Source organism: Streptomyces sp. MMG1533 (assembly GCF_001279775.1).
Lineage (GTDB): Bacteria > Actinomycetota > Actinomycetes > Streptomycetales > Streptomycetaceae > Streptomyces.
Genome location: NZ_LGDG01000260.1, coordinates 148,885 through 166,950 on the forward strand (window position 1 = coordinate 148,885; position 18,066 = coordinate 166,950).

18 protein-coding genes and 2 riboswitches are annotated in these 18,066 nt (G+C 71.7%); of the genes, 12 read left to right on the plus strand and 6 right to left on the minus strand.

Annotation, left to right across the window (positions count from 1 at the left end):
* Positions 1 to 231 precede the first annotated feature (231 nt).
* From ADK57_RS39010 to ADK57_RS39035, 6 genes are all read left to right on the plus strand, one after another.
* On the plus strand, positions 232 to 1,971 hold the full coding sequence (locus tag ADK57_RS39010; protein WP_053754435.1) for an MFS transporter: 1,740 nt from the start codon (positions 232 to 234) through the stop codon (positions 1,969 to 1,971).
* A gap of 140 nt (positions 1,972 to 2,111) precedes the next feature.
* Positions 2,112 to 2,762 carry a class I SAM-dependent methyltransferase gene (locus tag ADK57_RS39015; protein WP_053754436.1) on the plus strand — a complete coding sequence of 217 codons (651 nt, stop codon included), beginning with the start codon at positions 2,112 to 2,114 and terminating at the stop codon, positions 2,760 to 2,762.
* A gap of 76 nt (positions 2,763 to 2,838) precedes the next feature.
* Positions 2,839 to 3,798 (plus strand): N-acetylmuramoyl-L-alanine amidase, encoded by a 960-nt coding sequence (locus ADK57_RS39020; protein WP_053754437.1) that lies wholly within the window; start codon positions 2,839 to 2,841, stop codon positions 3,796 to 3,798.
* 162 nt (positions 3,799 to 3,960) lie between these two features.
* Complete coding sequence (locus tag ADK57_RS39025) at positions 3,961 to 4,779, plus strand: DUF5336 domain-containing protein (protein WP_053754438.1); 819 nt, start codon at positions 3,961 to 3,963, stop codon at positions 4,777 to 4,779.
* A 95-nt stretch (positions 4,780 to 4,874) separates the two neighbouring features.
* Complete coding sequence (locus ADK57_RS39030) at positions 4,875 to 5,936, plus strand: LLM class F420-dependent oxidoreductase (protein WP_053754439.1); 1,062 nt, start codon at positions 4,875 to 4,877, stop codon at positions 5,934 to 5,936.
* A 2-nt stretch (positions 5,937 to 5,938) separates the two neighbouring features.
* Entirely contained in the window at positions 5,939 to 6,229 is a 291-nt protein-coding gene (locus ADK57_RS39035) for a hypothetical protein (protein ID WP_053754440.1), read from the plus strand.
* Positions 6,230 to 6,255: 26 nt separating this feature from the next.
* On the opposite strand, the gene ADK57_RS39040 is transcribed toward ADK57_RS39035, so the two are convergent.
* From ADK57_RS39040 to ADK57_RS39050, 3 genes are read right to left on the minus strand one after another with little or no spacing between them, the layout of a single operon-like run.
* Entirely contained in the window at positions 6,256 to 7,326 is a 1,071-nt protein-coding gene (locus ADK57_RS39040) for a prenyltransferase/squalene oxidase repeat-containing protein (protein WP_053754441.1), read from the minus strand.
* Positions 7,323 to 8,072 carry a class I SAM-dependent methyltransferase gene (locus ADK57_RS39045; RefSeq protein ID WP_053754442.1) on the minus strand — a complete coding sequence of 250 codons (750 nt, stop codon included), beginning with the start codon at positions 8,070 to 8,072 and terminating at the stop codon, positions 7,323 to 7,325. Before ADK57_RS39045 ends, ADK57_RS39040 begins: the two co-directional genes overlap by 4 nt.
* Positions 8,066 to 9,490, minus strand: a complete 1,425-nt coding sequence (locus ADK57_RS39050; protein ID WP_053754443.1) for a glycosyltransferase family 4 protein — start codon at positions 9,488 to 9,490, stop codon at positions 8,066 to 8,068. The genes ADK57_RS39045 and ADK57_RS39050 overlap by 7 nt, the downstream gene beginning before the upstream one ends.
* A 209-nt stretch (positions 9,491 to 9,699) precedes the next feature.
* Between ADK57_RS39050 and ADK57_RS39055 the strand changes: the two genes are divergently transcribed.
* Complete coding sequence (locus ADK57_RS39055; protein ID WP_053754444.1) at positions 9,700 to 10,347, plus strand: TetR family transcriptional regulator; 648 nt, start codon at positions 9,700 to 9,702, stop codon at positions 10,345 to 10,347.
* Between the two features lie 27 nt (positions 10,348 to 10,374).
* A riboswitch (TPP riboswitch) is annotated at positions 10,375 to 10,550 on the minus strand.
* 91 nt (positions 10,551 to 10,641) lie between these two features.
* On the opposite strand, the gene ADK57_RS39060 is transcribed toward ADK57_RS39055, so the two are convergent.
* Entirely contained in the window at positions 10,642 to 10,875 is a 234-nt protein-coding gene (locus ADK57_RS39060) for a ferredoxin (RefSeq protein ID WP_053754445.1), read from the minus strand.
* A gap of 6 nt (positions 10,876 to 10,881) precedes the next feature.
* Positions 10,882 to 12,339 carry an aldehyde dehydrogenase gene (locus ADK57_RS39065; RefSeq protein ID WP_053754446.1) on the minus strand — a complete coding sequence of 486 codons (1,458 nt, stop codon included), beginning with the start codon at positions 12,337 to 12,339 and terminating at the stop codon, positions 10,882 to 10,884.
* A 173-nt stretch (positions 12,340 to 12,512) separates the two neighbouring features.
* Between ADK57_RS39065 and ADK57_RS39070 the strand changes: the two genes are divergently transcribed.
* From ADK57_RS39070 to ADK57_RS39080, 3 genes are all read left to right on the plus strand, one after another.
* Complete coding sequence (locus ADK57_RS39070; RefSeq protein WP_053754447.1) at positions 12,513 to 13,538, plus strand: MBL fold metallo-hydrolase; 1,026 nt, start codon at positions 12,513 to 12,515, stop codon at positions 13,536 to 13,538.
* A gap of 152 nt (positions 13,539 to 13,690) precedes the next feature.
* Complete coding sequence (locus tag ADK57_RS39075; protein WP_053754448.1) at positions 13,691 to 14,146, plus strand: nuclear transport factor 2 family protein; 456 nt, start codon at positions 13,691 to 13,693, stop codon at positions 14,144 to 14,146.
* A 46-nt stretch (positions 14,147 to 14,192) separates the two neighbouring features.
* On the plus strand, positions 14,193 to 14,870 hold the full coding sequence (locus ADK57_RS39080; RefSeq protein WP_234390543.1) for a hypothetical protein: 678 nt from the start codon (positions 14,193 to 14,195) through the stop codon (positions 14,868 to 14,870).
* On the opposite strand, the gene ADK57_RS39085 is transcribed toward ADK57_RS39080, so the two are convergent.
* Complete coding sequence (locus ADK57_RS39085) at positions 14,867 to 15,526, minus strand: phosphotransferase (RefSeq protein WP_053754450.1); 660 nt, start codon at positions 15,524 to 15,526, stop codon at positions 14,867 to 14,869. The genes ADK57_RS39080 and ADK57_RS39085 overlap by 4 nt on opposite strands.
* Before the next feature lie 89 nt (positions 15,527 to 15,615).
* A riboswitch (cobalamin riboswitch) is annotated at positions 15,616 to 15,701 on the plus strand.
* A 131-nt stretch (positions 15,702 to 15,832) separates the two neighbouring features.
* Here ADK57_RS39085 and ADK57_RS39090 point away from each other — a divergent pair.
* The gene (locus ADK57_RS39090; RefSeq protein WP_053754451.1) at positions 15,833 to 17,095 is read left to right on the plus strand and encodes a prenyltransferase/squalene oxidase repeat-containing protein; all 1,263 of its coding nucleotides are present in this window, start codon (positions 15,833 to 15,835) and stop codon (positions 17,093 to 17,095) included.
* Entirely contained in the window at positions 17,095 to 17,736 is a 642-nt protein-coding gene (locus ADK57_RS39095) for an SCO2322 family protein (RefSeq protein ID WP_053754468.1), read from the plus strand. The genes ADK57_RS39090 and ADK57_RS39095 overlap by 1 nt, the downstream gene beginning before the upstream one ends.
* Positions 17,737 to 18,066 lie beyond the last annotated feature (330 nt).

Here is an 18,066-nt window from a genome sequence, read left to right on the forward strand (position 1 = left end):
GGCCCGTCTGCGCCCCCGGACAGCGTCCGGGGGCGCAGACGGCGTCCGGGGGCGCAGACGGCGTCCGGGGGCGCGGACCTCTTCCCCAAGAGAAGATAAAGAAATCGTTAGCGGGCCGAAGCATCGGAATAGTTGCCCAGGCGCACGGGGTTCACCCTGCACGTATCGGACGGCCGCCCCGCAGCCGTCCGTACGAACCACCTGAACTCCCCGGCCTGGAGGCCCCACTCCATGACGCACACGTCGACCGACCAGCCCGCGCCCAGAGCGAGCGGGGCCGTCGTCCCGGTCCTCGCCTTCGCGGGCATCGTGGTCGCGGTGATGCAGACCCTGCTCGTCCCGGTCATCAAGGACCTGCCGCAACTGCTGGACACCGAGCCCAGCAACGCCACCTGGGTACTGACCTCGACCCTGCTCTCCGGCGCCGTCGCCACGCCGATCATGGGCCGCCTCGGCGACCTCTACGGCAAGCGGCGCATGCTGGTCCTCAGCCTCTCGGTGATGGTCGTCGGCGCCCTGGTCAGCGCCCTCACCAGCGACCTGCTCACGATGATCGCGGGCCGTACGCTCCAGGGCTTCGCGATGGGCGCGATACCGCTCGGCATCGGCCTGATGCGCGACATGCTGCCCCGCGAGAAGCTCGGCTCGGCGATGGCCCTGATGAGCTCCTCGATCGGCGTCGGCGGCGGTCTCGCCCTGCCCGCCGCGGCCCTGATCGCCCAGCACGCCGACTGGCACGCCCTGTTCTACGGCGCCGCCGGCCTCGGCGCCCTCTCCATCGCCCTCACCCTCCTCGTCGTACCCGAGTCCCCGATGCGTGCGAAGGGCTCCTTCGACGTCCTCGGCGCGATCGGCCTCTCCGCGGGCCTCGTCCTCTTCCTGCTCCCCATCACCAAGGGCAGCGACTGGGGCTGGACGTCCGGGACCACGCTCGGCCTGTTCGGCGCGTCGGCCATCGTGCTCGTCCTGTGGGGCGTGATGGAACTGCGCGTACAGGCCCCGCTGGTGGACCTGCGCACCACGGCCCGCCCGGCGGTGCTCTTCACCAACCTCGCCTCGATCATGGTCGGCGTCTCGTTCTACGTCGTCTCGCTGGTCCTGCCCCAGCTGCTCCAGCTGCCCAAGGCCACGGGCTACGGCCTCGGCCAGTCCATGGTCGTCGCCGGCCTGCTGGTGGCACCGCTCGGCCTGACCATGATGTTCACGGCCCCCGTCTACGCCCGCCTGTCGGCGAAGTACGGCCCCAAGGTCACCCTGATCCTCGGCATGCTGATCATCGCGATCGGCTACGGCGCCGGCCTCGGCCTGATGAGCGCCCCCTGGCAGAGCCTCGTCATCGCGGTCGTCCTGGGCGCGGGCATCGGCCTCGCCTACTCCTCGCTGCCCGCGCTGATCGTCGGCGCGGTCCCGGCGTCGGAGACGGGCGCGGCGAACGGCCTCAACACCCTGATGCGTTCCATCGGTACGTCGGTGTCGAGCGCCGTGATCGGCATGGTCCTCGCCAACACCGCGAACAACGTGAACGGCGTCGCGATCCCCACCATGCACGGCTTCCGCGTCTCCTTCCTGATCGCGACGGGCGCGGTGGCGATCGGCCTCCTGATGGCCCTCCTCCTGCCCCGCAATCGCCCGGCGACCAAGCCGCAACTGCGCGCGAGCAGCGAGGAGGACGCGGCGCTCCGGCACGCCGAGGAGGTCCTGCGCGGCTTTCGCGGACGCGTCCTGGACGCCACGGGCACTCCGGTCGCCCGCGCCAAGGTCACCCTGATCGACCGCCGCGGCCGCCAGGCGGGCGCGACCCTCTCCTCCGAGGACGGCAGCTACGCCCTCGCCGTCCCCGCCCAGGGCGCCTACGTCCTGGCCGCCCGCGCCTCCGGCCACGGCCCGCTGGCCTCCGCGGCGACCCACGCGGGCGACGACAGCGCGGTCGACCTGGACCTGTCGCTGCCCGGAGAGACCGTCTCCGCCTGAGCCCGGCCGACCGTGCGTGAGCCCGCCCCCCGTCGCCCACACGACGGGGGGCGCGGTGCATCATGGGGCGCCCAGACATTCGTACGGCCCGGTGGCGGTCGTACGACGGCTGCCCCGCACGTACGACCGAAAGGCTCCCCATGCCCGCGGCTCCCAAGCCCGAGATCCTGGCCGCCTTCGAGGCCGCGAAGGGGTTCATGCCCGCCGGTGAGGGCCTCGCCCTGTACGCGGCGGCCGTCGAGGCCGGGCGGCTCGGGATGCCGCTCCTGGAGGTCGGCACGTACTGCGGGCGGTCCGCGATCCTGCTCGCCGACGCGGCCCGTGAGGCCGGGGTCGTGGCACTGACCGTCGACCACCACCGGGGCAGCGAGGAGCAGCAGCCGGGCTGGGAGTACCACGACCCGGAGACGGTCGACCCGGAGACCGGCCTGATGGACACCCTGCCGACCTTCCGCCGCACACTTCACAAGGCCGGCCTGGAGGAGCACGTCGTCGCCCTCGTCGGCCGCTCGCCCCAGGTCGCGAAGGTCTGGGGCACCCCCCTCGGCCTGGTCTTCATCGACGGCGGCCACACCGACGAGCACGCGAACGCCGACTACGAGGGCTGGGCGCCGCATGTCGCCGAGGGCGGGCTGCTCGTCATCCACGACGTGTTCCCGGACCCGGTGGACGAGTTCACGGGTCAGGCGCCGTACCGCATGTACCTGCGGGCCCTGGGTTCCGGCGCCTTCACGGAGGTCTCGGCGACGGATTCACTGCGGGTTCTGCGGCGGACGGGCGTGGGGATCTGACCGCCCCGACGCGGCCCGCCGCAGGACCGCGCAGGGCTCCCTGCGGAGCAGGTGGCGGGACCGTAAGGTGGCTGTCGTGTCGTACGTAGGCCCGGACTTCGAACCCTCCCAGCCCCGCCGCCCCAGGCGCGGCCCCCTGACCGTCGCGCTCGCCGCGCTCGTGCCCGGCGCGCTGCTCGGATGGGTGGTGTACGAGGCGGTGGGCGGATCCGACGGAGGATCGGCGGGGGCGGTCGGGACGCCTTCGTCGTCGAGCGCGTCGGCCTCCCCGGGGACATCCGCGCCGACGGCCTCCGGCACCGACGACGCCAAGCAGTCGAGCCCGAGCCGCACCCCCACCACCTCCGCGCCCGCCGCCTCCGGCCCCCTCAAGGGCAAGGTGATCGTCATCGACCCGGGTCACAACCCGGGCAACTCCCGGCACACGGCCGAGATCAACCGCAAGGTGGACATCGGTACGAACTCGAAGGAGTGCGACACCACGGGGACTGCCACCAACTCCGGTTACGCGGAGGCCCGGTTCACCCTCGACGTCGCCCACCGGATGCGCACGCTGCTCCAGAAGCAGGGCGCCACGGTGAAACTGACCCAGGACGGCGACCGGCCCTACGGCCCGTGCGTGGACGAGCGTGCCCGGATCGGCAACACGGCGCACGCGGACGCCGTCGTCTCGGTCCACGCGGACGGTTCGGCGGCAGGCAACCGCGGCTTCCACGTGATCCTGCCGGGCAGCGTGCACGCGGGCGCCGCCGACACCCGTGCGATCGTCTCCCCTTCGCGCGAACTCGGCGAGCGCATCGCGGGCAACTTCGTACGCGTCACGGGCAGCGCGCCCTCCAACTACGTCGGCGACGGCACCGGACTCGACACCCGCACGGACCTGGGCGGTCTCAATCTGTCAACGGTTCCCAAGGTGTTCATCGAGTGCGGCAACATGCGCGATACCAAGGACGCGGCACTGCTGACCAGCGGTGCCTGGCGGCAGAAGGCGGCGCAGGGGATCTCTGAGGGAATCGTGAGTTTCCTGCGCGGGTAGTGATCAGCGCGCTGATCCGGGCGGACACCCTGTTCGAGCGGACGATAGTGTCGTCCCTACGATGAGGGGCCACCCCCACGCTTCACACCGCGGCCTGAGGGCGACATGGTGACAGCGACGCCTCCACCGACGACGAGACGACTGAACCGAAGGACACCTGAAGTGAATATCCGCTCCCTCACTCGAGGCGACGGCGTGGTGATCGGAGCAGCGGTGTTGCTGTTCATCGCGTCGTTCCTCGACACGTACTCCAGCGACGGCGGCGGCGACATCCCCAACGCCTGGGAGAACCTCGGCCTGGTGATGAGCCTGTACATCGGTGGCATCATCGGGGCGGCCCTGATCATCGTCGCCCGCGCGCTCCCGCAGCCGCGCAAGGTCGTCGGTCTCGACCTGGGGCAGCTGGGTGTCGCACTGGCGATCTTCGCCGCGTGGACCTCGTTCTGGACGATCATCGACCCGCTGGGTGCGTTCAGCGACGATCTCGACGGAGCGGACATCAGCACCGGCAGCGGCCTCATCCTCGGCCTGATCGCCGCGCTCCTGCTGGCCGGAGCCGCCGTCGCCACCCCGCTGGTCCCCGCCCTCCAGGCCGCCCTCATCCCCGCCCCCAAGCCGGCCGCCCCGCAGCCCTACGGCGCCCAGCCCCAGGGCGGTTACGGCTACCCCGGCGCCCAGCAGCCGCCGTACGGCGGTCAGCCGCAGCCCGGTCAGCCGCAGCCCGGTCAGCCCTTCGGCGCGCAGCCTCAGCCGCAGCAGGCGCAGGCCCAGCCGCCGGCCCCGGAGTTCTCGCCGTTCTGGTTCGCCGTGCCGGTGCCGCGTCCGCTGTTCGCGGAGGACGGCTCGTCGGCGCCGATCGCCGAACTCGCCCCCGGTACCTGGTACCTGGCGGTCGAGCAGCGCGGCGGGGCACTGGTCGCGCAGACGCAGGACGGTCGTCGTGGCGTGCTGCAGGACACCTCGGGAATCCAGCGCGGCTGATCCCCGGTCTTCCGCACGCGGCCCCTCGCCCTTCCGGGCGGGGGGCCGTTGTCGTACAGTCGCCCCCTCGGCTGACGCCCCGTCAGGAGGCAGGTATGCGGCTCGGTCTCGCTCTCGGCTACTGGGGCCGCGGCCCCTCGGCGGACCACGTACCGCTCGCGCTGGAGGCCGAACGGCTCGGCTACGACTCCGTGTGGACCGCCGAGTCATGGGGCTCGGACGCCTTCACCCCGCTCACCTGGATCGCCGCGCAGACCTCCCGCATCCGACTGGGCACGGCGGTGGCCCAGATGGCGGCCCGCTCCCCCACCACGACGGCCATGCACGCCCTCACCCTCGACCACCTCTCCGGCGGCCGCATGATGCTCGGGCTCGGGCTGTCCGGTCCGCAGGTCGTCGAGGGCTGGTACGGCCGCCCGTTCCCCAGGTCGCCGCTCACCGCGACCCGGGAGTACGTCGATGTCGTACGCCAGGTCCTCAGGCGGGAAGCGCCGGTCGAGCTGGACGGCCGCTTCCACTCCCACCCCTACCGGGGGTCCGACGGCACCGGTCTCGGCAAGGCCCTCAAGCCCATCACCCATCCCCTGCGCCCCGACCTGCCCCTCCTGCTAGGCGCCGAGGGTCCGAAGAACGTGGCCCAGACGATCCGGATCGCCGACGGCTGGCTGCCGCTGTACTGGTCGCCGAGCCGGCCCGAGGTGTACGGGGAGGCGGTGGCCGAACTGCCGGAAGGGTTCGTGGTCGCGCCGATGGCACAGGTGAAGGTCTGCGACGACGTCGCCGAAGGCCTCCTCCCCGTCAAGGCGATGCTCGGCTTCTACATCGGCGGGATGGGGCACGCGGCCCGCAACTTCCACGCCGAGCTGATGGCGCGCATGGGGTACGAGGAGGAGGCCCGGCGGATTCAGGAGCTGTTCCTGGACGGCCGCCGGGAGGAGGCCGTGCTCGCCGTGCCGGACGCGTTCGCCGACGAGATCTCGCTGGTCGGACCGCGCGAACGCATCGCGGAGCGGCTGGAGTTGTGGCGCAAGGGGCCGGTGACGGATCTGCTCGCGTTGGCACCCGACCGGGAGACCCTGCGGGTGCTGGCGGAACTCAACTCCCAGGGAGACGGCCCCGGCCCTGGTTTCAAACAGGGATTCGGGGCCATCCGATAGACATGTCTCGATATCGCAGTGGCTCCAACTCCGCGGGCACGGTCGTCGCCGTCGTGGCGGACATCATGGCCCTCATCCTCGGACTGTGGATCCTGATGTACCTGTTGGACGCGAACCGGGCCAACGACCTGGTGCAGTTCGTCCACAACGTGGCCAACTGGCTCGCCGGCTGGTCCCGGGACCTGTTCACCTTCGACGAGGCCTGGGCGCGGGTCGTCGCAGGCTACGGCCTGGCCGCGGTCGTCTACCTCTTCATCGGCCACGCCATCGCCAACCGCGTGCACCGGCACTGACCAAGTACGACCGCACCGAGCGGTACTCAGTCGCAGCAGTCCGGGTCGAGGCCGCTCGGCAGGCGGTCGCCCCCGAACACCGAGCAGGTTGCCTCGTGGCCGCCGAGGGCGGCGACCGCGAGGAGCAGGGAACCGGCCGTCCAAGTGGTCAGTTCGCGGGGCCAGACGGCCCCGTCGTCGAAGACATAGCCCGTCCAGTACAGACCGGACTCCGGGTCCCGCAGGTGCTGTATCGACTGAAGGATCTCCAGCGCGCGGTCGGACTCGCCCATCACCCAGAGTGCGAGGGCGAGTTCGGCCGACTCGCCGCCGGTGACCCACGCGTTGGGCACGACACAGCGCACCCCGAGGCCGGGGACGACGAAGCGCTCCCAGCCCGCCTCCATACGGGTCTTGGCCTCCGCGCCGGTGACGGCGCCGGCCAGGATCGGGTAGTACCAGTCCATGGAGTAGCGGTCCTTGTCCAGGAACCGCTCCGGGTGGCGGCGGATCGCGTGGCGCAGTGCCCCGACCGCCAACTCCCAGTCCGGCTGCGGCTCTTCGCGCTGCTCGGCGATGGCGAGCGCGCAGCGCAGCGCATGGTGTATCGAGGAGGAGCCGGTCAGCAGCGCGTCCGCGGTCTCCGCACCGTCGTCCTCGCGCTTCCAGCCGATCTGCCCGCCCGGCTGCTGGAGTCGGAGGACGAACTCGATCGCCGCGTAGACCGTCGGCCACATCCGGTCGAGGAACATGTCGTCGCCGGTCGACAGATAGTGGTGCCAGACGCCCACGGCTATGTAGGCGACGAAGTTCGTCTCCCGGCGCCGGTCGGTGACGTCGTCGAAGGCCCCGTCGGCGTACGCCGCGTACCAGCAGCCGTCCTCGTTCTGGTGGGTCGCCAGCCACGTGTACGCCCGCTCGGCGGCCTCGTGCTCGCCCGCCGCGTCCAGCGCCATCGCGGCCTCGGTGTGGTCCCACGGGTCCAGGTGGTGCCCCCTGAACCACGGGATCGCCCCGTCCTCCCGCTGCACGGCGAGGATGCCGGCGACGGTCTCGGCGGCCTCCTCGGCGGTGAGGACCCCGGGCAGGACGAGGTGTTCTGTCCGGGGGGTGGTCACTTGGCGGCCACCTCGGTCCCGGCAAGACTCGGCAGGTGGGGCTTGGTCGCGTACGCCACGAAGCTCTTGCCTATCAGCGGGTTCAGCGCCTGCTCGGCGACCCGGGTCGCGAGTGGCTTCTTCATGATGTCCCAGACCAGCAGCTTGTGGTACGCCCGCACCGGCAGCGCCTTGTCGTTGTCGACGCCGAACGCGCACTTCAGCCACCAGTACGGCGAGTGCAGCGCGTGGGCGTGGTGGGTGCCGTACGGCTTGAGACCGGCCTCGCGGATCCTCGCCAGCAACTCGTCCGCCCGGTAGATGCGGATGTGGCCGCCCTCGACCTCGTGGTAGGCGTCGGACAGCGTCCAGCACACCTTCTCGGGGCCGTAGCGCGGGACGGTGATCGCGATCCGGCCGCCGGGCCTCAACACCCGTACCATCTCGGCGAGTACGCCCTTGTCGTCCGGGATGTGCTCCATCACCTCGGAGATGATGACGACGTCGAAGGACTCGTCGGGGAAGGGCAGCGCCAGGGCGTCGCCCTCCATCGCCGTCGCGGTGGCGCCCTCCGGGACCTCCCCCGCCTCCTTCATCGCCGCGAACCACTTGGCGACCTCGCGGATCTCCTCGGCGTTCTGGTCGAGGGCCACGACCTGGGCCCCCCGTCGATAGCACTCGAACGCGTGCCGGCCGGCGCCGCAGCCGAGATCCAGGACGCGGTCGCCCGGGGCGAGCGGGAACCGGGAGAAGTCGACGGTCAGCACGTGGCCCTGCTTTCGCGATCGGATACAACGTCAACAACTTCGGGGGCCGTGGAGCGGCTCGGGGCGGCGGCCGCGACGGGGGTCCCCCCGCGCGAACGAGGCCGAGCGTGGGAGAGGGGGGCGGCGAGCGCCTCGCGGTACCTCGCCACCGTTCCCTCGGCAGCCCGGGCCCAGGTGAAGCGGGCCAGTACGCGCTCGCGCCCGGCGGCGCCGAGCCGGGCACGCAGTTCCGGGTCGGACAGCAGGCGGCTCAGGCCCGCCGCCAGCGCCCCGGAGTCTCCCGGGGGTACGGCCAGGCAGGTCTCCCCGTCCCGGCCGGCGACCTCGGGGATCGCGCCGCCGGTCGTGGCCAGCAGCGGCGTTCCGGTCGCCATGGCCTCCGCGGCCGGGAGCGAGAAACCCTCGTACAGCGACGGCACGCACGCGACCTCGGCCGAGCGCACCAGGTCGACCAGTTCGGCGTCCGAGATGCCCTTGACGAACTCGACGGCGCCTTCGAGGCCGTACCGCTCGACGGCCTGGGCGACGGGCCCCTCCTCGGGGCGCTTGCCGACGACGACGAGGTGGGCGTCCGGGCGCTCGGTGCGTACCTTCGCCAGCGCCTCGACGAGGAAGACCAGGCCCTTGAGCGGCACGTCGGCGCTGGACGTCGTCACGATCCGGCCCGGCACGACGGGCACCGACGGGTCCGGGGAGAACAGGTCCGTGTCGGCGCCGATGTGGACGACGTGGATGCGGTCGTCGCGTACGCCGAGATGGTCGGCGATCTCCTGGCGCGAGGTGCCGGAGACGGTGAGCACGGAGGACAGGCGGCGGGCCACTCGCTTCTGCATGCGCGTGAAGCCGTACCAGCGGCGTACGGAGAACTTGCGCCGCAGGCCCTCCACCGCGTCCAGCTCCAGCCGGCGGTCCACGGTGATGGGGTGGTGGATCGTGGTGACCAGGGGGGCGCCGACATCGCCCAACAGGCCGTACCCGAGCGTCTGGTTGTCGTGGACGATGTCGAACTCGCCGCGGCGGGCGCGCAGATGGCGGCGGGCGCGGAGGGAGAACGTGAGCGGCTCGGGGAAGCCGCCGGTCCACATCGTCGCGACTTCGAGGGCGTCGATCCAGTCGCGGTACTCGTCGCGCTTCGGGGTGCGGAAGGGGTCGGGATGGCGGTAGAGGTCGAGGCTGGGCAGCTCGGTGAGGCTCAGTCGTTCGCCGTGGCCCTCGTCGAGGACGGGGTAGGGCTGGGAGCCGATGACCTCGACGGTGTGGCCGAGGCGGGCCAGCTCGCGCGAGAGGTGCCGTACGTAGACGCCTTGGCCCCCGCAGAACGGGTTCCCTTTGTATGTGAGGAGTGCGATGCGGAGCGGTCGCTCGCCGTCGGCGGCCGACCCCTCGGAGGGCCCCGCCTGACTGGCCTCAGCGGTCACTCTGGACCCCCTTCTGCCTGCACTGTCCCGCGAGATTACGCCGGGACGCTAATCTAGAACAAGTTTCAGACTTGATCGTTCAAGAGGCTCTGAATCTACCGGCAGGTAGGGGCACGGTGGACAGTGGATCAGGTGATTCACGCCACGACCGGCGCTCCTGCCATGCTGTGCGATCACTTGCCCTCACCGACTGTCACGGAACGGGACCCATGTCTGCGGAAGCCAAGATGGCCAAGGTGGATGCCAGTACCCCGCGGTCCGACTCGCCGCCGCTCACCGAGCGGCAGGAGGCGCGCCGTCGGCGCATCCTGCACGCGAGCGCGCAGCTGGCCAGCCGGGGCGGTTTCGACGCGGTGCAGATGCGGGAGGTCGCGGAGTCCTCCCAGGTGGCTCTCGGCACGCTGTACCGCTACTTCCCGTCCAAGATCCATCTGCTGGTCGCCACGATGCAGGACCAGTTGGAGCACATGCACGGCACGCTGCGCAAGAAGCCGCCGACCGGCGAGACGGCGGCGGAGCGGGTGGCGGAGACGCTGATGCGGGCGTTTCGCGCGCTGCAGCGGGAGCCGCATCTGGCGGACGCGATGGTCCGCGCGCTCACGTTCGCCGATCGCAGTGTGAGTCCCGAGGTCGACCAGGTCTCCCGTCAGACGACGGTGATCGTGCTGGACGCGATGGGGCTGGAGAACCCGACGCCGGAGCAGCTGTCCGCGGTCCGGGTCATCGAGCACACCTGGCACTCGGCCCTGATCACCTGGCTGTCGGGGCGTGCCTCCATCGCCCAGGTGAAGATAGACATCGAGACGGTGTGCCGCCTGATCGACCTGACGGACCCGGAGGGCGACAGCCGGGCCTAGGCACGCAGCCGGGCTCGGGCACGCGAAGAACCTACGAGACGGGTTCCCTTCGCCGGTATTACCCGGATCAGGTGCTGGGGGTCGCCTTCCGGCCCGACCACTGCCTTCCGGCCTCTCAGCCCGACCGTCGACGTCGGCCACGGCGGATGCCTGAGCGTCTCGCCACAGTCGGCTACTCCGGTCGAACTCCCTCACTCGTCCCGTAGGCCACTTCCCAGAATAGAACATCTATCCAGGTACAGAACCCCCTGAATCATGATTTTTTGGGTCAATGGAGTCGGTGCACGGAAACCGCTACTCCTCGGGAGGGAACACCGGCTCCCCGCTCCCCAGCAGCGTGATCATGATCGCCTCGACCGGACAGCCCTCCGCCGCCGCGAGGATCTTCTCGTTGGCGTCGGTCTCGGGCTCCACGGGGAGGGACTGGCGGCCCGTGTCGAGGCGGAAGCCGTCCGGGGCGTGGTGGACGCACTGGGCCGAGCCGATGCACAGGGAGCGGTCGACCTCGATCTGCCAGCGGTCACCCATGGTCGGTCAGCCCTCCCAGCCCGCGGGCAGGTGGATCATCTTGTGTTCCAGGTACTCGCCGTAGCCCTCCGGACCGAACTCCCGCCCCAGCCCGGAGTTCTTGTAGCCGCCGAAGGGGCCGAACATGTCGAGGCTGAAGGTGTTCACCGAGTACGTGCCGGTACGGACCTGGCGGGCGACCTCGATGCCGTGCCCGACGTCGGCGGTCCACACGCTGCCGCTCAGCCCGTAGTCGGAGTCGTTCGCGATCTTCAGCGCCTCGGACTCGTCGCCGTACGGGAGCAGGCAGATGACCGGGCCGAAGATCTCCTCGCGGGCGATCCGCATGGAGTTGTCGACGTCGCCGAAGAGGGTCGGCTCGACGTACCAGCCGCGGTCCCGGCCCGGCGGGCGCCCGCCACCGGTGAGGATCTTGGCGCCCTCTTCCTGGCCGATGCGGATGTAGTCGAGGTTGCGCTGCTGCTGCCGCTTCGCCACCAGCGGGCCCACCTGGGTCGCCGGGTCCAGCGGGTCGCCGACCACCAGCGCGCCGGCCGCCGCCGCGAAGGCCTCGGCGAACTCGTCGTAGCGCGCACGCGGCAGCAGGATGCGGGTCTGGGCCACGCACGCCTGCCCGTTGTTCATCCAGGCCGCCGGGACGATCCCCGCGACCGCCGTCTCCACGTCCGCGTCCGGCAGTACCACCGCCGCCGACTTGCCGCCCAGCTCCAGGGTCACGCGGGTGAGGTTGCGCGCGGCGACCTCCATCACGCGTTTGCCGGCCGCCACCGAACCGGTGAAGGAGACCTTGTCCACGCCGGGGTGCCCGACGAGGTACTCGCTGACCTCGCGGTCCGCCGGGAGGATGGACAGGACCCCTTCCGGCAGTCCGGCCTCGCGCGCGATCTCGGCGAGGATGTACGCGTCGAGGGGCGACTCCGGCGACGGCTTCAGCACCACCGTGCAGCCGGTGAGCAGCGCGGGCGCGAGCTTGGCGGCGGCCACGAACTGCGGGACGTTCCAGGGGACCACGGCCGCGACGACCCCGACCGGTTCGCGCCGGACGAGGATGCGTCCGAGCACGCCGTCGCGCGTCTCCTCGTACGTGAAGTTCCGCGCGACCGTGATCGCCGCGTCCCACACCATCATCGCGCCGAGCGCCTGCGCGAGGACGCTCCAGGAGTACGGCGACCCGTTCTCGGACGAGATCACCCGCGCGATCTCCTCGTGCCGTACGGCGATCGCGTCCTTGATCCGCCCGACCACCTCGATCCGTTCTTCGAGGCTCGCCCGCGGCCAGGGCCCCTCGTCGAACGCCTTCCGCGCCGCGGCGACCGCCCGGTCCACGTCGGCCGTCGAGGCGTGCGGCACGCGCCCGATGACCTCCTCGGTGTGCGGCGAGATCACCTCGATGACGTCCTTGCCCAGGGGGTCGGTCAACTCCCCGCCGATGAACAGCTGTCCGTGTTCCACGAGCTCGGTCATGGCGACTGCCTCCCCGGAGCGACTGCGTCTCTGACGGTTCATCAGATACGGCCACTGATACCAGGTCCCCCCGGAGGAGTCCACGGGCGGGACGTCGGACGGGAAGGTCGACCCGGGCTCCCATCGAAACGCGTTCTAGTTATAGTGACCGGAACGCGGCGATTGGGGAGCCCATGACGCAGGTGCACGACCATGGCGGCGGCGTCCGTTCCCTCCAGGTCCCCATCCCGGACAACCCCCTCGGCCACACCCTCGTGTACGTCGTCGACACCGACCGCGGGCCGGTACTGATCGACACCGGCTGGGACGACCCGGCCTCCTGGGACACTCTCGCCGGGGGACTGACGGCGTGCGGCACCTCCCCCGCCGAGATCCACGGCGTGGTGATCACCCACCACCATCCCGACCACCACGGCCTGTCGGGCCGGGTGCGGGAGGCGTCCGGCGCCTGGATCGCGATGCACGAGGCGGACGGCGCGATCGTGCGGCGGGCCCGCTCCACCCGCCCCGAACGCTGGCTCACCTACATGACCGCCAAGCTCGAGGCCGCCGGCGCCCCCGAGGAGCACGTGGCGCCGATGCGTACCGCCCGCCCCCGGTCCGTACCCGGCCTGGCCCCCGCCCTGCCCGACCGCGAGATCGTCCCCGGCGAGCTCCTCGACCTCCCCGGCCGCCGACTGCGTGCGATCTGGACGCCGGGCCACACCCCGGGCCATGTCTGCCTGCACCTGGAGGAGGAGCACCCGGCCGGACTCCCGGGCCACGGCCGCCTGTTCTCCGGCGACCACCTGCTCCCCGAGATCACCCCGCACATCGGCCTGTACGAGGACCCCGACGACGCCACCGTCACCGACCCCCTCGGCGACTACCTCGACTCCCTGGAACGCGTCGGCCGCCTCGCCCCCGCCGAGGTGCTCCCCGCCCACCAGCACGCCTTCACCGACGCGGCTTCCCGCGTACGGGAGTTGCTCCACCACCACGAGGACCGCCTCACCGGCCTGCTCACCCTCCTGGCCGAGCCCCTCACGCCCTGGCAGCTCGCCGAGCGCATGGAGTGGAACCGCCCCTGGGACCAGATCCGGTACGGGTCGCGGAACATCGCCGTCTCGGAGGCCGAGGCCCATCTGCGGCGACTGGTGAAGCTGGGGCGGGCGGAGGCGGTGGCCGGGGGTGAGCCGGTGACGTACGTGGCGGTGTGAAGCGACGTTGGTGACGGTCCAAAGCGATGCTCGTGGCGGTCCAAAGCGACGTTCTGGACGGTCCAAAGCGATGTTTGTGAGGGTCCAAAGCGACGTACGTGGCGGTCCAAAGCGGTGGCCCGGCCGGGCCCAACACTGGTACCAACACCCTCATGGACCCCATGGAACGCCTCCTGGCCGAACGCGCCTGCGAGCGCCTCATCCTCGACTTCGTCCACCGCCTCGACCTCGGTGAACCCTCCTCCGTCGCCGCGCTGTTCACCGAGGACGGCACCTGGGAGTGGCCGGAGGGCGACCGGCTGGTCAAGGGGCGTGACGCGCTCCGGCAGTACTTCGGCTCCCGCCCCGCCGACCGGCTCTCGCGCCGCATGATGTCCAACGTCCTGGTCGAGGTGGTCTCCCCGGACACGGCGACGGCGACGTCGTACTTCACGACGTACCGAATCGACGGTCACGAGGGCGACATGGTCCCGGCCGGCCCACCGGTGCAGGTCGGCCACTACCGGGACGCCTTCCACCGCCGCCGCGACGGCACCTGGCTGCTCTCCGCCCGCGTCCTCCACCTCGCCTTCGGCGGCCCCACGCCGCACGCACGTCCGATAACCTGAACCGCTCATGGATTCGGGGGGACTTGTGCGAAGAACGACCACCGTTGTGACGGCTGCGCTGGCCTGCCTGGCGACGGGTGCCGCGGTGACCGGCTGCTCGGACGGCACGGCCGCGGACGAGCCCTCCGCCGAGCAGCTGCTGGACGACGCGAACGACACGATGACGGCGCTCAAGTCGGTGACCGTGGACGGGAAGACCACCACCGTGGCCACCGGCAAGGGCTTCACCAGCCGTCTGACGACCGACCTCAAGGGCGCGTGCAGGTCCAGTCGGACCTGGACCAACGGTGCCCGCCTCGAGCAGATCCGGATCGACGAGACGGACTACGTCCGCCCGAATCGCGCCTACCTGGAGATGGCGGGCAAGGACGTGACCGGCACGGGGGAACAGCAGCGCTGGGTCAAGAGCCCCGCAAGCGAGACCGCCGAGGAGGACGGACTCTCCGACTGCACCCGGGAGTTCTCCTCCTTCGGCGAAGCGACCAAGGGCGACCCGACCAAGGTCGACGGCACACCGGCGATCGCGCTGGTGGTGACCGACAAGGCGGACAAGGGCGGCACCTACACGTTCTACGTCGCCACCGAGGGCAAGCCGTACCTTCTCAAGGTCGTCTACAAGGGCGCCGACTATCGCAGCACCACCGCGTTCAGCGCCTTCGACGAACCCTTGGACGTGCGGCCTCCGGCCGCGACCGACGTGCTGGACGCGAGCGGCCTGTCCTAGGACACGACCGAGCGGATCAGGTCCTCTGCCGCGCCCAGGAGTTCGACCTCCCGGCGGCTCATCGTCGGGTTGGCCGCCCGTCGCACGCGGGCCTGCGTCAGGCCCTCCTCGGTGAGGTGCGACGGGTCCGCCAGCAGCGCGGTGAGCATCGTGCGGACGCGGTCGGCGAGCGCTTCGTCGGTGACGGCGGCCTGGGCGAGGATCATCGCGGAGATGCCCCAGTCCAGGCCCGGTTCGCCCTCCTCCGTGTTGGTCCAGTCGATGACCCGGGGACCGTCGGCGGTCAGGATGACGTTGTCCGGATGGAGGTCCAGGTGCAGGACGCGGCCGGTGGAGCGGCGGGGCGGGATCGTGTGCAGGTCGCGCAGCAGCCGGGCGAGGGTGACGCCCGCCTCGTCGGGGCCGAGCGAGCCGGTCAGGCACGCCTCCAGCATCGTCGGGCCGTACAGGCGCTCCATCACCAGCTCGGTGCGCGTGGAGTCGGCCGGGCGGACCCGCGGCACCGGATAGCCGTGGCCGCGCACGAACTCCATCACCGCGCCCTCGGCCGCCGCGTCCCCCCACCCCTCCCGGTTGCGGCGCACCACCCACGCCTCGTCGATCTCGTACACGTCGTTGGCCCGGCCGGAGCCGAGCAGTCTCCCCGTTGTCCGCATGGGGGCGAACGTACCTCCGCCGCACAGGCGGGCCTCAGGGTGCTCCGTACGGGCCGGTAGAGTGGCCAGGTCGTATCACACCCGTACGGGGGGAAGCCGGTGCAAATCCGGCGCTGACCCGCAACCGTGAACCACCGCCGTGGCAAGAGCACAGCCGTGGTGAGCCGGACTGCCCCGGACGGATCGTGACCGGCTCACGTGCACCGGCAACCGGCCGGTGTGCGGCACCGTCGAGGTATACGGAGCCGAGCCGCCGGAGTGTCCCGTGCTGCCCGGCTCCCTCACAGGGAGAGGCATCCGCCGATCATGAACGTCCGCCGCAGCGCCGCGGTGCTGGCCGCCGCCACCGCCGTGATCGGGGCCGCCGCGCCCGCCGTCGCCGCCGACCCGTCCCCGTCCGCCTCGCAGGCGTTCCCCGCCGCGCTGTACGGCAGCACGGACCCGACGTACGACGGTGTCTGGCGTCAGTCGCTCGCCCTGCTCGCGCAGGACACCGTGGGTGTGAAGCCCGCCGCCGAGGCCGTGGACTGGCTGACCGGGCAGCAGTGCGCGAACGGCGCCTTCGCGCCCTACCGCGCCGACACCGCCACGGCCTGCGACGCGAAGCTCATGGTCGACACCAACAACACCGCCGCCGCCGTGCAGGCCCTCGCCGCGCTCGGCGGCCACGACGCCGTCACCGACAAGGCCGTCGCCTGGCTGAAGTCCGTGCAGAACAAGGACGGCGGCTGGGGTTACACCCCCGGCGGCGCCAGCGACACCAACTCGACGTCCGTCGTCGTCGGCGCGCTGACCGCCGCAGGGGAGAAGCCCGAGGACGCGCGCAAGGGTGACCAGGGGCCGTACGACGCGCTGGTGAAGCTCGCCCTGCCGTGCAAGGGCGACGGCGCCGGTGCCTTCGCCTTCCAGCCCGACAAGAAGGGCAACTTGGCGGCCAACGCGGACGCCACGGCGGCGGGTGTCGTGGGCGCGCTCGGCAAGGGGCTGGTGGTCGAGCCCGCCAAGCAGGACGAGGCCGCCGCCTGCTCGGACTCCGGTTACCCGTCCGCGCAGCAGGCCGCCGCCAACGGCGCCGCCTACCTCACCGAGGCGCTCGCCAAGGACGGCCACCTCGACTCCGCGCTCCCCGGCTCCACCGACCAGCCCGACTACGGCAACACCGCCGACGCCGTGGTCGCCCTCGCGGCGCAGGGCCAGGCCGCGCAGGCGAAGAAGCCGCTTAAGTGGCTGACGCAGAACTCCTCGGCCTGGGCGGCGCAGAGCGGCCCCGCCGCCTACGCCCAGCTGATCCTCGCCGCCCACGCGACGGGCACGAACCCGCGGGACTTCGGCGGGGCGGACCTGGTCAAGCAGCTCAACGCGACGGGTCCGGCTCCGCGGACGGCGTCGGCCGACAGCGAGAACGCCGAGGACGCCAAGGACTCCGAGAACGCCGAGAACGCCGAGGACAAGGACTCCGGCAGCGATTCCGACAGCGGCAACGTGTGGTGGATGGCCGGCGTCGGCCTCGCCGCCGGGGCCGGCATCGGCTTCCTGCTCAGCAGTCGCAACAAGAGGCGGCAGCCGTGATCCGGCGCCGTGCCACGACGCTTCTGGTCCTCGCCGCGTTCCTGTTCCTCTGGAACGCGGGCCAGGCCCAGGCCGCCGGCTACCGCTACTGGTCCTTCTGGGAGCGCGACGGCAACCAGTGGACGTACGCCACCCAGGGCCCCTCGACCACCCGCCCCTCCGACGGCGACGTCCAGGGCTTCCGTTTCGCGGTCAGCGAGGACTCCGGCGACGCGGCGAAGCCACGCGGCACGGCCGACTTCACGACGATCTGTGCGGACACGCCCGCGCAGGACGGCAGGAAGCGGGTGGCGCTGGTCGTCGACTTCGGTACGCCGACGGACGCCCCGTCCGGCGAAACCCCGCCGGCGGCCCGTACGGTCTGCGCGGTGACCGCCCCCGACGCGACGACGGCCGAGGCCCTGGCCGCCGTGGCCAAGCCCCTGCGCTACGACGCCAACGCCCTGTTGTGCGCGATCTCGGGCTATCCGGAGACGGGGTGCGGGGAGCAGGTGGCGACGGAGAAGAGGCCGAGCGCCCCGTCGAAGGAGAGCAAGAAGGACGGGGGCCCTTCGGTGGGCCTGCTCGCGGGAGCGGCGACCGTGGCGGCACTGGGCGCGGCGGCGGTGTGGCAGGCAAGGCGGCGCAGGGATGCGCCGTAGGCCGCAGCCCGTGGCGGGCGGGTCTCCGCAGCCTGCGGGCAGTCGTGCCGCCGGGGCGGCTCGGCAGCCCGTGGCGGGCGGGTCTCCGCAGTCTGCGGGCAGTCGTGCGGCCGGTGCGGCTCCCGGCCCGAAGGAAGGCGGCGGCACCCCGCGGCGCCGGGCTGCGCACCCCACCCGCCCGCACCAGCGCCGGTCCACAGTGCACCCAGGCGCCTGGTGGCTCTGGGCCCTCGGCCTCGGCACCGCCGCCACCCGTACCACCAACCCCCTCCTCCTCACCCTCCTCATCGCCACCTCCGCCTCCGCCGTGGCCGCCCGCCGCCCCCGCAC